The 12,908-nt window shown below is 73.4% G+C and carries 13 protein-coding genes and 1 pseudogene; 3 read left to right on the plus strand and 11 right to left on the minus strand.

Annotated elements, in window-relative coordinates; all coding sequences use genetic code 11:
* Positions 1 to 4: 4 nt before the first annotated feature.
* Together MUE36_06135 and MUE36_06140 are read right to left on the minus strand one after the other, a co-directional pair.
* Complete coding sequence (locus tag MUE36_06135) at positions 5 to 409, minus strand: VOC family protein (protein MCU0310503.1); 405 nt, start codon at positions 407 to 409, stop codon at positions 5 to 7.
* The gene (locus MUE36_06140; protein MCU0310504.1) at positions 406 to 1,515 is read right to left on the minus strand and encodes a hypothetical protein; all 1,110 of its coding nucleotides are present in this window, start codon (positions 1,513 to 1,515) and stop codon (positions 406 to 408) included. The genes MUE36_06135 and MUE36_06140 overlap by 4 nt, the downstream gene beginning before the upstream one ends.
* Positions 1,516 to 1,628: 113 nt before the next feature.
* Between MUE36_06140 and MUE36_06145 the strand changes: the two genes are divergently transcribed.
* Positions 1,629 to 2,228, plus strand: coding sequence for an HD domain-containing protein (locus MUE36_06145; GenBank protein MCU0310505.1), 600 nt, complete (start codon positions 1,629 to 1,631; stop codon positions 2,226 to 2,228).
* A 13-nt stretch (positions 2,229 to 2,241) separates the two neighbouring features.
* On the opposite strand, the gene MUE36_06150 is transcribed toward MUE36_06145, so the two are convergent.
* On the minus strand, positions 2,242 to 2,688 hold the full coding sequence (locus MUE36_06150; GenBank protein MCU0310506.1) for a nuclear transport factor 2 family protein: 447 nt from the start codon (positions 2,686 to 2,688) through the stop codon (positions 2,242 to 2,244).
* Between the two features lie 71 nt (positions 2,689 to 2,759).
* Between MUE36_06150 and MUE36_06155 the strand changes: the two genes are divergently transcribed.
* Together MUE36_06155 and MUE36_06160 are read left to right on the plus strand one after the other, a co-directional pair.
* Entirely contained in the window at positions 2,760 to 3,188 is a 429-nt protein-coding gene (locus tag MUE36_06155; protein MCU0310507.1) for a hypothetical protein, read from the plus strand.
* A gap of 33 nt (positions 3,189 to 3,221) precedes the next feature.
* The gene (locus tag MUE36_06160; protein MCU0310508.1) at positions 3,222 to 3,845 is read left to right on the plus strand and encodes a redoxin domain-containing protein; all 624 of its coding nucleotides are present in this window, start codon (positions 3,222 to 3,224) and stop codon (positions 3,843 to 3,845) included.
* 87 nt (positions 3,846 to 3,932) lie between these two features.
* Here MUE36_06160 and MUE36_06165 read toward each other — a convergent pair whose 3' ends face one another.
* The 8 genes and pseudogenes from MUE36_06165 to MUE36_06200 form a co-directional block, all read right to left on the minus strand.
* Positions 3,933 to 4,184, minus strand: coding sequence for a hypothetical protein (locus tag MUE36_06165; protein MCU0310509.1), 252 nt, complete (start codon positions 4,182 to 4,184; stop codon positions 3,933 to 3,935).
* 225 nt (positions 4,185 to 4,409) lie between these two features.
* Positions 4,410 to 4,778, minus strand: a complete 369-nt coding sequence (locus MUE36_06170; protein ID MCU0310510.1) for a fasciclin domain-containing protein — start codon at positions 4,776 to 4,778, stop codon at positions 4,410 to 4,412.
* Between the two features lie 11 nt (positions 4,779 to 4,789).
* Positions 4,790 to 4,885, minus strand: a pseudogene (locus tag MUE36_06175) (polymer-forming cytoskeletal protein).
* A gap of 253 nt (positions 4,886 to 5,138) precedes the next feature.
* Positions 5,139 to 7,406 (minus strand): heavy metal translocating P-type ATPase, encoded by a 2,268-nt coding sequence (locus MUE36_06180; protein MCU0310511.1) that lies wholly within the window; start codon positions 7,404 to 7,406, stop codon positions 5,139 to 5,141.
* Positions 7,403 to 7,597, minus strand: a complete 195-nt coding sequence (locus tag MUE36_06185) for a hypothetical protein (protein MCU0310512.1) — start codon at positions 7,595 to 7,597, stop codon at positions 7,403 to 7,405. Before MUE36_06185 ends, MUE36_06180 begins: the two co-directional genes overlap by 4 nt.
* Before the next feature lie 22 nt (positions 7,598 to 7,619).
* Positions 7,620 to 11,408, minus strand: a complete 3,789-nt coding sequence (gene hrpA, locus MUE36_06190; protein ID MCU0310513.1) for an ATP-dependent RNA helicase HrpA — start codon at positions 11,406 to 11,408, stop codon at positions 7,620 to 7,622.
* Between the two features lie 131 nt (positions 11,409 to 11,539).
* Complete coding sequence (locus MUE36_06195) at positions 11,540 to 12,016, minus strand: carboxymuconolactone decarboxylase family protein (protein ID MCU0310514.1); 477 nt, start codon at positions 12,014 to 12,016, stop codon at positions 11,540 to 11,542.
* Between the two features lie 31 nt (positions 12,017 to 12,047).
* On the minus strand, positions 12,048 to 12,908 hold an 861-nt coding region (locus tag MUE36_06200), incomplete at its 5' end, for a nitronate monooxygenase (GenBank protein ID MCU0310515.1).

Genomic DNA, 12,908 nt, shown 5'->3' on the forward strand with positions numbered 1-12,908 from the left:
CCCGTCAGGACCCGAGGGGACCGACGTCGGTCACCTCGATCACGTTCCCGTCGGGGTCGGTCACGAACGCCGCGGTGACCGCCGTCCCGAAGTCGTCCCGGGTCCGGGGCCCCGACAACAAGGTCGCCCCGGCCGCGACCAACGCCTCGACGGTGCCGGCGATGTCAGGGGTGTCGACGTGCAGTGCGAGGTGCGGGAGCCCCGGTCCCACCGGCGCCACCTCCGGGACCTCGAGGACGTGGAGTTGCAGGTCGCCGAGGCGGAACCAGGCCCCAGGTACGCCGAAGTCGGGGCGGGCCAGCTCCTCGAGCCCCATCGCATCGCCGTAGAAGCGTCGCGTGGCGGCCAGGTCGGTGACCGAGATGGCCAGGTGGCTGATCCCGACGACGCGGGCCCGTGGTGCGGTCATGCGTCGAAGGTCGGCTGGGAGCGCGGGCGTCCCCCCGGCCCGCTGTAGGCGTGGCCGAAGCCGGGGGCGGTGGCGAAGAGGTCGCCGGGGAGGCCGGCCACCGCCGTGGACCAGGCGTCGATCAGCCGGTCCTCGGCGTCGTAGTCGAACGGGTCCATGAGGATCATCTCCTCCGTCCCGCCGCGTTCGGGCGGGTTGTCGCGGAGCCAGCGGGCGGTGCGAGCCACGGCCTCCCGCGCCGGGACCACGTCGCGGTAGCCGAGGTCGTCACGGAGCCGGGAGAGATCGAGCACCCGGTGGGTGGGGAGGGGCTGCATGAGCAGCGGACGGGCCGGGACGGCGATCTCGTGAGGCATCGACACGATCTCGACCTCGTGGTCGAGCGCGTCGGCGCACAGCTCGATCACCTGGCGAACCGTGAGCACCTCGGTGTCGCCGCAGTTGAAGACCTTGCCGGCGGCGGCATCGGGTCGGTCGACGCCGAGCAGGACGGCGTGAGCGAGGTTCTCGGTGTACCCGTGGTGGTGGAGCGTGAGTCCGTCGTCGGCGACCACCATACGGCGGCGGCCGTCGAGGACGCGTCGCACGACCATCCACTCGCGCGGGACGACCTGGTACGGCCCGTAGGCGTAGGGGTAGCGGAAGTGGGCGGCATCGGGGTGGTGCTCGAACACCATCTCCTCGGTGCGCGCCACCCGGTACCCCTTCTCGTCCTCGTCCGGCGTCCGAACCGTCGGCGCCGACTCGTCGACCGGGACGGGCAGCCCGTTGGGCGTCTCGAGGAACGGGTTCATCCAGCCCCGCACGGCGGGCACACCGCCGACGGAGACGAAGCGACCCACCCGGCCGGCGGTCTCCTCGGCGATGCGCCGGAGCCGCCCGTACATCGCGACCACCACGTCGAACGTCCGGCCGTCGAGCCCCGCGCGGAGGGAGTCGACGTCGTAGGGGTCGTGGTGGAGGTGCTCGACGGAGGCCGGGGTCTCGTCGCGTTCGTGGGTCCCACGATGCAGGATGGTGACGTCGTGGCCCCGCTCGACCAGGCCGGCCACGATCGGGATGCCCGTCGGCCCCGTCCCCCCGATGACCAGCACGCGCTCCCCCATCGCCCGTCAACCCTAGGTCGGCCACCGACGCCACCGGCCACGGCGCGGGCGGCCACGGCGCGGGCGACCACGGCGCGAACGGCCTTCCGGCTCGGCAGACCTAGCATCGCCGGATGAGCGACGAGCCTGCGTCAGGGAGCGAACCGGACGGGAAGATGCACTTCCGGCGCATGGACGAGGGCACCGACGCCGACTTCGCCGTCCTGGCCCGGGTGCACGAGCGCAACATGGTGAACCTGCCCGACCTGCTGATGGGCATGCTCAGCGACCTCCGGGCCGACGCCGACTACCCGGTGGACCGTCTCACCCACAGCCTGCAGACCGCCACGCGAGCCCTCCGCGACGGCGCCGACGACGAGCTCGTCGTCGTGGCCCTCTTCCACGACGTGGGGGAGTCGCTCGGCCCGATGAACCACGGTGAGGTGGCGGCGGCGATCCTCCACCCCTTCATCTCCGAGGCCAACCACTGGTTGCTGGCGCACCACGGGATCTTCCAGACCTACTTCTACGGCGAACACCTCGGCCTCGACCCCGACGCCCGCGATGCCTTCCGGGGCAGCCCGTACTACGACGCCACCGCGGCGTTCTGCGCCGACTGGGACGAGGTGTCGTTCGACCCCGACTACGACGACGAGCCGATGTCGACCTTCGAGCCGATCGTGCGTCGCGTGCTGCCCAGCCACTGGACGCCACCTTCGGTGGAGCACCCCTGAGCGACGAGGACCCTCAGCCGAACGTGATGTCGCGACGGGCCACCCGCCAGCCGTCGGACGTCCGGACGAGGTGGTCCACGTAGCCGCCGCACAGCTTCACGGTGGGAGCGGTGTCGGTGTCGACGAGGAACAGCCAGGACGACGACGCCGTCGCGACGTCCGAGCCGTCGGCGCGCACGGCGATGGTGGTGACCATGTGGCGGGTGTTGCTCCCCGGCCCGGTGTCGCCCGCCCCCCGCCGCGCCTCGGCGCCCGCCCGGATGTCGGCACGCCCGGTGCGCGGCGCCCCGGGCATCGCCCAGTGGGCGTCCTCGGTGAAGAGCCCGACGTAGTCGTCCAGGTCGGCCTCGTCGGCGTAGCGGGACAGGTTCGCGACCAGCGACCGGATCTCGAGCTCGTCGGCCACGCGTCGCAGCAGGGCGTCATCGGGGGCGGGAGGGGCACCGGGGTCGTCGGCCATGCCGCGACCGTAACCGGCCCTCCGGAGCCACACCCACGGGTGCCGGGCCGGAGGCGGTAGCCTCGCCGGCCATGACGAACGTCGAGTTGACGGTGCTCACCCCCGAGGGAACGGTGACGGTGCCCGCCGTGGTCGACGACGACCGGGTGCTCCTGACCGCCGACGCCGTGCACACGGCGATCGGGTGGGAGCCCAAGCCCGAGGGGCTGTGCCGCGGCGACGTCTGCGTGCCGGTGCGCGACCCCGCCGCCCGCGACACCGAGGGGCGCTACGACCTCGCCCGGGTCGCCGCCGCGCTCCGTCGGCCCTTCGTGGCCGATCACCTCGACGGCGAGGCGGCCGCCGTGGCGGCGGTCGGCGAGGCCGCCCACGAGCGGGCCACCGCGTTGGCCGAAGGTCGGGCCCCGCGCCTCGAGCTGACCGGCCTCGACGGGGGCCGCGTCGCCATCCCGGGTGAGGACCGGCGCAAGCGCCTGCTGCTCGCCTGGTCCTCGTGGTGAGGGTGCCGCTACGAGCTGCCGGTCTGGCAGACGCTGCAGGACGAGCTCGCCGACACGGGCCTCGAGATCATCGCCGTCGCCCTCGACGACTCGATCGACGCCATCCGCCCGTGGGTCGACGCCGCTGACCCACCGCTCACCAGCGTGACGGTGGCGCTGGACGCCGACCACCAGGTGGCCGAGGCCTACGGGATCACCAACGTCCCCTCCACGGTCTGGCTCGACGAGGATGCCCGGGTGGTGAAGCCCCCCACCATCACCCCGGGCAACAACATGTTCCAGGAGTTCACCCAGATCGACGCCGAGGGCCACCACCGGGCGCTGCGGCGATGGGTCCGTGACGGTGTGCTGCCGACCCTGCCCGACCGCGGCGACGGCGGCGACCCCGCCCGGGCCCGACCGCCCACCCCGGAGGAGCAGGAGGCCCGCACCGAGCGACGCCTGGCCTCGTGGCTGCACCGCAACGGCCACCCCGAGGCGGCCGAGGAGCACTACCGGCGGGCGGTCGAGCTCGCGCCGATGGACTGGACGATCAGCCGGGGGTCGATGCCGGCCCGGGGCCAGGACCCCTTCGGGGACGACTTCTTCGGCATCTGGCAGACCTGGGACGATGCCGGCCGGCCGGACTACCAGGGCATGCCCGGCGGCGACGACTAGACACCCGCTCGACGACATCTCGCCGACGCGAACCTCGGCCGGCCGCCGGGCGACGCCCCACGGAGTGCGGGACCAGGCAGTGCCGGATCAGGCGGAGGTGATGGCCGCGACGAGCTCGACGGCCTCGCTCACCGGGAGGATCTGACGGTGGGCGCAGGCGACGAGGGCGGCGTCGACGGCGTGCTCGGCGTCGCCGGACACCTCGGCTCGCGCGTCGAGGAGGGCGTCGACCATGCGGTTGGTCGAGAGGAGCTCGTCGCCCCCGGCCACCGCGCCGGACACCAGGGCGAGGAGCGCATCGACGCTCGGGCGGATCGACGGGGAGACCGTTTCGACCATCGTGGGAGCCTTCCTCGGGGGGACGTGTCGCAGAAGCTACAGCTGGGTCAACCGGGGGCCCGGGATGGTTTCTTCCCGTGCGCTCCGGTCACCCGTCACCGGCGCGACGCCGGGGGACGGACGGCGGGACGCGCGGAGAGGGCGGGCCTCCGGGGAGGCCCGCCCTCTCGTGTCAGGTCCGGCGGCGACCGCAGGGGGTCGGGCGCCAGGGAGACGTTCGCCGGATCAGGCCGGAGTCGGCGACAGCACCGTGTCGATGACGTGGATGACGCCGTTCGAGCAGGTGATGTCCGTGGCGGTGACCGTGGCGGTCCCACCGGCGGCGTCGGTGATGGTCACCGTGCTGCCGTCGACGGCGATGGTGAAGTCGCCACCCTGGACGGTGGTGACCGCGCCGGGCTCGACGTCGGCGGCCAGGATCTCACCCTCCACCACGTGGTAGGTGAGGATGTCGGTCAGGGTCTCGACGTTGGCGGGCTGGGTCAGGGTCTCGACCGTGCCGGCGGGGAGCTTCTCGAACGCCTCGTTGGTCGGGGCGAAGATGGTGAAGGGGCCCTCACCCGACAGGGTGTCGACGAGGTCGGCGGCGGTCACGGCGGCGACCAGGGTCGAGAAGTCGGGGTTGGAGACGGCGATGTCGACGCAGGTCTCGCCCGAGGCCATCTCGGTGGTGGCGGGGGCAGCGGTCGTCGCGGTGCTGGTCTCCTCGTCGTCGCTCGCACAGGAGGCGAGGAGCAGGCCGACGGAGAACACGGCGGCGATCACGAAGGGGGTCTTGCGCTTCATTGGGGGGTTCCTCCCGGATGTGGTGGACGAGGCGGACCGCACCGATCTGGCGCTCACGTGTTTCCGACTCGGGGGGTGTTCGGCGCCGGAGGCCCGAGCGGATGACGGCGGACCGAACTTTTTCCTCCCCGGACGCCTCGCCCCGGGCCCGGTCCCCCGTCGAACCGGTCAGCGGAAGCGGCGCAGGCGCAGCGAGTTCGTCACGACGAAGACGCTCGAGAACGCCATGGCCGCGCCGGCGATGAGGGGGTTCAGCAGGCCGGCGGCGGCAAGTGGCAGGGCGGCGACGTTGTAGGCGAAGGCCCAGAACAGGTTGCCCTTGATCGTTCCGAGCGTGCGTCGCGAGAGGCGGATCGCGTCGCCGACCGCCCGCAGGTCGCCGCGCACCAGGGTGATGTCCGATGCCTCGATCGCGACGTCGGTGCCGCTGCCCATGGCCAGTCCGAGGTCGGCCTGGGCCAGCGCGGCGGCGTCGTTGACGCCGTCGCCGACCATCGCCACGACCCGGCCCTCCCGCTGGAGCCGGCGGACGAGGTCGACCTTGTCCTCGGGGAGCACCTCGGCGATCACGTCGTCCACCCCGACGGCCTCGGCGGTCGCACGGGCGGCCCGCTCGTTGTCCCCCGTGAGCAGGATCGGGTGGAGCCCCAGGCGCCGCAGCTCGGCGACGGCCTCCACCGAGGTGTCCTTCAGGGTGTCGGCGACCACGAGCACGGCGGCGGCCCGGCCGTCCCATCCGACCAGGACGGGGGTGCGCCCCTGGTCCTCGGCGTGCTCCTTCGCGGCCGCCAGCTCGGGCGGCAGGTGGAGGGACCAGTCGGCGAGGAAGCGCTCGCGTCCGGCCACCACGGCATGGCCGTCGACGACGCCCTGCACGCCGAGGCCCCGGGTGGCGACGAAGCCCTCGACGGGCGCCAGGTCGAGGCCCCGCGCCCTGGCGCCGGCAGCGATGGCCCGGGCGATCGGGTGCTCGCTGGCGTCCTCCACGGCACCGGCCAGGCGGAGGGCGTCGAGCTCGTCCATCCCGTCGGCGACGGTGACCTCGATGAGGCTCATGGCCCCGGTGGTCACGGTGCCGGTCTTGTCGAGCACCACCGTGTCGATCCGCCGCGTGGACTCGAGCACCTCGGGGCCCTTGATGAGGACGCCCATCTGCGCGCCCCTGCCGGTCCCGACGAGCAACGCGGTGGGCGTCGCCAGCCCGAGGGCACAGGGGCAGGCGATGATCAGCACCGCCACCGCGGCGGTGAAGGCGGCGGTCGCCCCGACCGAAGCCCCCAGCCAGAATCCGAGCGTGGCCGCCGCGAGGCCGATGACGACCGGCACGAACACCGCCGACACGCGGTCGGCGAGGCGCTGCACCGGGGCCTTGCCGCTCTGGGCCTCGGTGACCAGGCGGGCGATCTGGGCCAGGGCCGTGTCGGCCCCGACCCGGGTGGCCCGGACGAGGAGCCGCCCCCCGGCGTTGACGGTGGCGCCGGCCACGGCGTCGCCCGGACCGACCTCCACCGGCACGCTCTCCCCCGTGAGCAGGGAGGTGTCGACCGCCGACGTGCCGTCCTCCACCGTGCCGTCGGTGGCGATCTTCTCGCCGGGACGAACCACGAAGACGTCGCCCACGACGAGGTCGGCCACCGGGACCCGCTCCTCGACGCCGCCGCGCACCACGGCGACGTCCTTGGCGCCGAGCTCGAGCAGGGCCTTCAGCGCGGCTCCCGAACGGTGCTTGGCGCGGGCCTCGAAGTAGCGCCCGGCGAGGATGAACACCGTCACCCCGGCGGCCACCTCGAGGTAGATGTGGTCGGCCCCGGATGCCCGGTCGATGGTGAGCTCGAAGGGCATCCGCATGGACGCCGTCCCGGCGTCGCCGAAGAAGAGGGCGTAGAGCGACCATCCGAACGCGGCCAGGGTGCCCACCGAGATGAGGGTGTCCATGGTGGCGGCACCGTGGCGCAGGTTCACCCATGCCGCCCGATGGAACGGCCAGGCGCCCCACACCACGACGGGGGCGGCGAGGGTGAGCGACAGCCACTGCCAGTTGTCGAACTGGAGGGCGGGGACCATCGCCATGGCCACGACGGGGACCGACAGGACGGCGGAGATGACCAACCGGTCCCGCAGGGCCCGGGTCGGGTCGGGTCGTGATGGGAGCTCGTCGTCGCCGGACGGGGGCTCGGACCCCGGGCCGGGAGGCAGGTGGGCGTGGTAGCCGGCCGCCTCGACCTCGGCGACGAGCGTCGCGACGTCGACGCCCTCGGGCGCGACGACGCGGGCCGTCTCGGTGGCGTAGTTCACCGAGGCCTCGACGCCGTCGAGGCGGTTCAGGCGCCGTTCGATGCGGCTCGCGCACGACGCACAGGTCATGCCCTCGATGTCGAGGGCGACCCGTGTGGGAGGTCCGTCGGCCGGCTGCGGTCGGGTGGGTGCGGCGCTCACGGCATCCCCTCGTCCCCGCCCGTGTCCCCGACCGTGTCCCCGCCCGTGTCCCCGGAGGCCATCGACCCGTGGTCCATCGGCATCGGCTCGGGCTCGTCGAGCGGACCGATCGCCCTCCCGAGACCCCAGCCCGCCCCGAACAGCACGACCAGCCCCACGGCGAAGGCGGCGAGTCGACGGCGGACGTCCATGTGCCGACTATACCCCCCACCCCTATCCGGAGGCAACCCCTGCCGTCCGGTCGAGGCGATCGAGGGCCCGGAGCAGCCGGACCTCGGAGACCGCCGACGGAGTCCCGACGGACTGGGCGAAGAGGCTCACCCGCAGCTCCTCGATGTCCCAACCGAGTCGTTCGAGCTCGCGATCGACACCCGACCCCGGCGGGAACCGGTCGAGCGCCTCCTGGTACCTCGCCCGAACCCGGCCGACGACCTCCATCCGCCGCCGATCCCGCCCGGGCGACTCGCCGAGCGTGTCGAGCCGCACGCCCACGGCCTTGAGGTAGCGCTCGACGTCGCTCATCCGGTCCCGCCCGTTGGCCGACACGAAGCCGTCGAACACCAGGCCCTGGCGCTGCTCGGCCACGTCGTCGAGCGACGGCCGCAACGTCGGCACCGAACCCATCGCCTCGAGCCGCCGACCGATCACCCGATCGGCGGCCAGCACCCTGGCCGTCGCCCCGAGGAGGGAGCGGACCTGGTCGGCACCGGCCGAGGCCACGTCGGCGGCGAGGTCCGCGAAGGCGTCGGCATCCCGGACGGGGCCGCCTCGGTCACGCATGATGCCGTCGAGCACCGCCGCCACGACGTCGTCGACGAGTGCCGCGAACCCGCCCTCGTAGGGACTCCACCCGAGCGCCCGGCGCTGGCCGTCGCTGAGCCCTCCCACGATCCCCTTCTCGGGGAGGGAGACCGCGAGGCGCAGGAGGCGGCGCGTTCCCGCCCACATGGCGACGCCCTGGGAGCGCCGGTCGGCGTGGATCCGCACGCCCACCGTCGAGCCCTCGTCGACGAGCGCCGGGTACCCGCGCACCACGAGCGCGCCGGCCGGGGCCTCGACGACCGCGGGGAGCTCGCCCCCGGGCCACGCGTCGAGACCCGACCGCTCGAGGTGGCCGAGCACGGAGGACAGCGACCGTCGCACCTCGTCGCCGAGCGCCGACCGGAGCGCCGCCAGGTCGCGTCCCTGGCCGAGGACCCGCCCGCCGGGTGCCTCGACGCGGAAGATCATCCGGAGGTGGTCCGGGAGCCCGGCGGCGGCGAGGGTCCTCGGGTCCACGTCGATCCCGGTCCGCGACGCCACGTGGTCGGCCAACCTGCGGGCCAGCGGTGCGGCGCCCGGCGGGGGCCCGTCGGGCTCGTCGGCGGCGAGGCTGCGGACCACCTCGTCCACGTGGTCGGCGAGAGGGTGCAGCGCCCGCCGGGCCTCGGACGAGAGGGAGCGCAGCAGCGTCGCGACGAGCTCGCCGCGCAGGCCGGGCACCAGGCGGTCGAAGCCCTCGTCGGTCACCTGGTTGAGCACCTCGACCGGGATGTGGACGGCCACGCCGTCGTCGGGCGTCCCCGGCTCGAAGTGGTACGAGAGCGGGAGCACGAGGTCGCCCTGGACCCACTCGGTCGGGAAGTCCCGCTCGCGCAGGGCGCCCGTCGGCCCTGTGAGGAGATCGTCGAGGCGCAGGTCGAGCAGACCCGGATCGTGGCGTCGGGCGTCACGCCACCAGGATTCGAAGTGGCGGGCCGACACCACCGAGGCAGGGACCCGGGCGTCGTAGGCCGCGAAGAGCGCCTCGTCGTCGGCGGCGAGGTCGGAGCGTCGGAACCGGTGCTCGAGGTCCTCGCCCTCGGCGAGCAGCGCCCGGTTCGCGGCCACGAAGGGATGGCGCCCCTCCCACTCGTCGAGCACCAACGCATGGCGGAGGAAGATCTCCCGGGCGTGCTCGGGGTCGATGCGCTCGTAGGGCACGACCCGGTCGACGACGATCGGGAGGCCGAACAGGGTGACGCGCTCCTTGGTCATCGCCGCCCCCCGCCGTCGCGACCAGTGCGGCTCGTCGTGGTGGCGCTTCACGAGGTGCCCGGCCGCCTCCTCGACCCAACCCGGGTCGATGCGGGCGACCGTGCGGGCGAAGAGCCGCGACGTCTCCACCAGCTCGGCGGCCATCAGCCAGGACGGGGGCCTGCGGGCCAGGGCCGATCCCGGGAAGATCACGAAGCGCGATCCGCGGGCACCCGTGTACTCCCGACCCTCCTCGGCCCGGTGGCCGATGTGGGACAGGAGCCCCGGGAGCAGGGCCCGGTGGACCTGGTCGGGAGAGGCGGCCGTGCCCGACGAACGCAGCCCGATGCTGTGGGCCACCTGGCGGAGCTGGCTGTGCACGTCCTGCCACTCACGGATGCGCACGAAGTTGAGGTGCTCCCGACGGCACAGGCGACGGAAGGCCCCCGACCCCATGGCCTTCTGCTGTTCGCCGAGATGACGCCACAGGGAGAGCAGGGACGTGAAGTCCGACGACGGGTCGGCGAAGCGGGCGTGGAGGGCGTCGGCCGCCGCGGGATCGTCGGCCGGACGTTCACGGACGTCCTGCACGGACAGCCCGGCGGCGACGACGAGGACCTCCCGCAGGCAGCCCCGGCGATCGCCTTCGACCAGCATGCGGGCGTAACGGGGGTCGACCGGCAGGCGGGCCATGGACCGTCCGACCGACGTGAGCCGGAGCGGGCCCCCGGACGGGGCGGGCTCGAGGGCACCGAGCTCGTCCAGCAGGCGCACCCCGTCGGCCACGGCCCGCCGGTCCGGCGCGTCGACGAACGGGAACGCGTCCATGTCGCCGAGTCCGAGGGCCGTCATCTGCAGGATGACCGACGCCAGGTTGGTGCGCAGCATCTCGGGCTCGGTGAAGGCCGGCCGCTGGTCGTGGTCCTCCTCGGCGTAGAGACGGATGCAGATGCCGTCGGACAGCCGGCCGCACCGGCCGGCGCGCTGCGCCGCCGACGCCTGCGAGATCGGCTCGATCGGGAGCCGCTGGACCTTGAGCCTGGGGCTGTAGCGGGAGATACGCGCCGACCCGGGGTCGATCACGTAGCGGATCCCCGGGACGGTGATCGACGTCTCGGCGACGTTCGTGGCCAGCACGATGCGCCGGCCCTCGTGGGCCTGGAAGACCCGGAGCTGCTCCGCGGTGGTGAGGCGCGAGTAGAGCGCCAGGATCTCGGTGTCGTCGAGGTCGAGGGCCCGCAGCGCATCGGCGGTGTCGCGGATCTCCCGCTCGCCCGACAGGAACACCAGGACGTCCCCGGGGGGCTCGCGTCGCAGCTCGCGCACCGCATCGACGATCCCGTCGATCTGGTCGGGGTCGCCGCCCCGGCGGCCGATGTCCGTGCCCCCACCCGCCACGAGCGGGCGGTAGCGGATCTCCACCGGATAGGTCCGGCCGGAGACCTCGATGACCGGTGCTCCCCCGAAGTGGCGGCTGAAGCGCTCCGGGTCGATCGTCGCCGAGGTGACGATGACCTTCAGGTCCGGCCGTCGAGGGAGCAGTCGGGCCAGGTACCCGAGGATGAAGTCGATGTTGAGGCTGCGTTCGTGGGCCTCGTCGATGATCAGCGTGTCGTAGGCCCGCAACTCGCGGTCACGCTGGAGCTCGTTGAGCAGCACGCCGTCCGTCATCAGCTTGACGAGCGTGGTCTCGGACACGTGGTCGGCGAAGCGCACCGCGAAGCCGACGGCCCCGCCCACCTCCACGCCGAGCTCCTCGGCGATCCGGGCAGCCACCGTCCGAGCGGCGAGACGTCGGGGCTGGGTGTGACCGATCGTCCCGGCGACGCCCCGGCCCAGCTCCAGGCAGATCTTGGGGATCTGCGTGGTCTTGCCCGACCCGGTCTCCCCGGCGATCACCACCACCTGGTGATCGCGGATCGCGGCGGCGATCTCGTCGCGTCGCTGCGAGACCGGGAGCTCGTCGGGATAGGCGATCGGGGGGACGAGGGCCCGTCGCCGTTCCACCAGCTCGGGCGGCAGCGCCCCCCGGCCACGAACCCGCGGGGGTCCCGAACGGCCGGCGCGGGCGCGACCGCGTCGACCGCCCCCCCGGCGACGACCGGGGGACCCTGCGGGATCGGGGTCGGAGGCCCCGTTCAGATGGCGCAGGCGACGTCGATGCCCAGGACCTGGTTGAGGCGTCCGAGCCCCAGCCACTGCGCCATGCACAGGGTCAGCTCGACGATCTCGTCGTCGCTGAACTCGGAACGGAGACGGCCCCAGAAGTCGGCGTCGAGGTTCCGGTGGTCGAGCGCGTAGCGCTCCGCGTACTCGGCGGCGAGGCGTTCGCGGGCCGTGAGGCCCGTCGCCGTGCGCCACTGCTCGACCTCGGCGTAGAGCTCCTCACCGACCGGTCCGGCGTCACCCCGCTCGCTGCGCCAGGTGAGGCACAGCTGGCAGTCGTTGATCTGGGCGATCCGGTACCGGGCGGCCTCGAACTCGCGCAGCGGGAGCGAGCTGTCGGCGTAGGTGGCGGCGGAGAAGCCCCCGGCGGCGGCGCCGATAGCCGGCGACGCCTTGCCGAACACGTAGGTCATCGGGTCGAGCCCGTCCGGGATGTCGATGGTCGGCATGGGGGTCCCCCTCGTCGGCGTCCGACGGATGTTACCGGCCCCGGCCTCCCAGGTACTGCCCGGCCAACCCCTCGAGAACCTCGAGGCACTCGCGGGCGCACTCCTCGATCACCTCGGCGATCGGGCGCACGGCCTCGATGCGACCGGCGACCTGGCCGCTGAAGGGCAGTCCGGCCTCCATGTCCCCTCCGAAGTAGAGCTGCTGCACGCCCGACATGGCCTCCATGGCGTTGCCGGAGGTGTCGAACTCCAGCGATTCGGTGAGGGCGGTGCGCAGCACCCGCACCGCTGGGGCGCGGTGCCGGTTCAGGAGGACCGTCCCCGTCTCGGGGGCGTCGACGATGGCCTGCTTCCAGTTGGCGTGGACAGGCGACTCGGCGGCCGCCACCATCCGCGTGCCCATCTGGACGCCCTCGGCCCCCAGTGCGAAGGCCGCGGCCATCGTGCGCCCGTCGAGGAACCCCCCGGCGGCGATGATCGGCACGTCGACCTTCGACGCCACGAGGGGCAACAGCACCATCGTCGACACGTCCCGGGGGTTCTTGAAGCCGCCTCCCTCGGCGCCCTCGACCACCAGGCCGTCCACCCCGGCGTCGACGGCCTTCAGCGCCGCCCGCAGCGTGGGGACGACGTGGAACACCGTCACGCCGGCGTCCTTGAGCTGACGGGTGTAGCGGGTCGGGTCGCCGGCCGAGGTCGTGACGAACGAGACCCCCTGCTCCACGACGAAGTCGACGATGGCGGGGTCGCGCACGAAGGCCTGGGCCACGTTGACGGCGAAGGGCTTGCCGGGGGCGAGCTCCGGCATCGCCCGGATCTCGTCGCGGACCGCGTCGAGCTCCCCCGAGGACGTCTCGATCATCCCGATGGCGCCCGCATTGGCCACCGCCGA

The organism is Acidimicrobiales bacterium (genome assembly GCA_025455885.1).
Lineage (GTDB): Bacteria > Actinomycetota > Acidimicrobiia > Acidimicrobiales > Acidimicrobilacustridaceae > Rhabdothermincola_A.

Coding starts and splice junctions, on each gene's coding strand:
- MUE36_06135 (MCU0310503.1), bottom strand. CDS start 409: ATGACCGCACCACGGGCCCGCGTCGTCGGGATCAGCCACCTGGCCATC.
- MUE36_06145 (MCU0310505.1), top strand. CDS start 1,629: ATGAGCGACGAGCCTGCGTCAGGGAGCGAACCGGACGGGAAGATGCAC.
- MUE36_06195 (MCU0310514.1), bottom strand. CDS start 12,016: ATGCCGACCATCGACATCCCGGACGGGCTCGACCCGATGACCTACGTG.
- MUE36_06185 (MCU0310512.1), bottom strand. CDS start 7,597: ATGGACGTCCGCCGTCGACTCGCCGCCTTCGCCGTGGGGCTGGTCGTG.
- MUE36_06155 (MCU0310507.1), top strand. CDS start 2,760: ATGACGAACGTCGAGTTGACGGTGCTCACCCCCGAGGGAACGGTGACG.
- MUE36_06165 (MCU0310509.1), bottom strand. CDS start 4,184: ATGGTCGAAACGGTCTCCCCGTCGATCCGCCCGAGCGTCGATGCGCTC.
- MUE36_06140 (MCU0310504.1), bottom strand. CDS start 1,515: ATGGGGGAGCGCGTGCTGGTCATCGGGGGGACGGGGCCGACGGGCATC.
- MUE36_06150 (MCU0310506.1), bottom strand. CDS start 2,688: ATGGCCGACGACCCCGGTGCCCCTCCCGCCCCCGATGACGCCCTGCTG.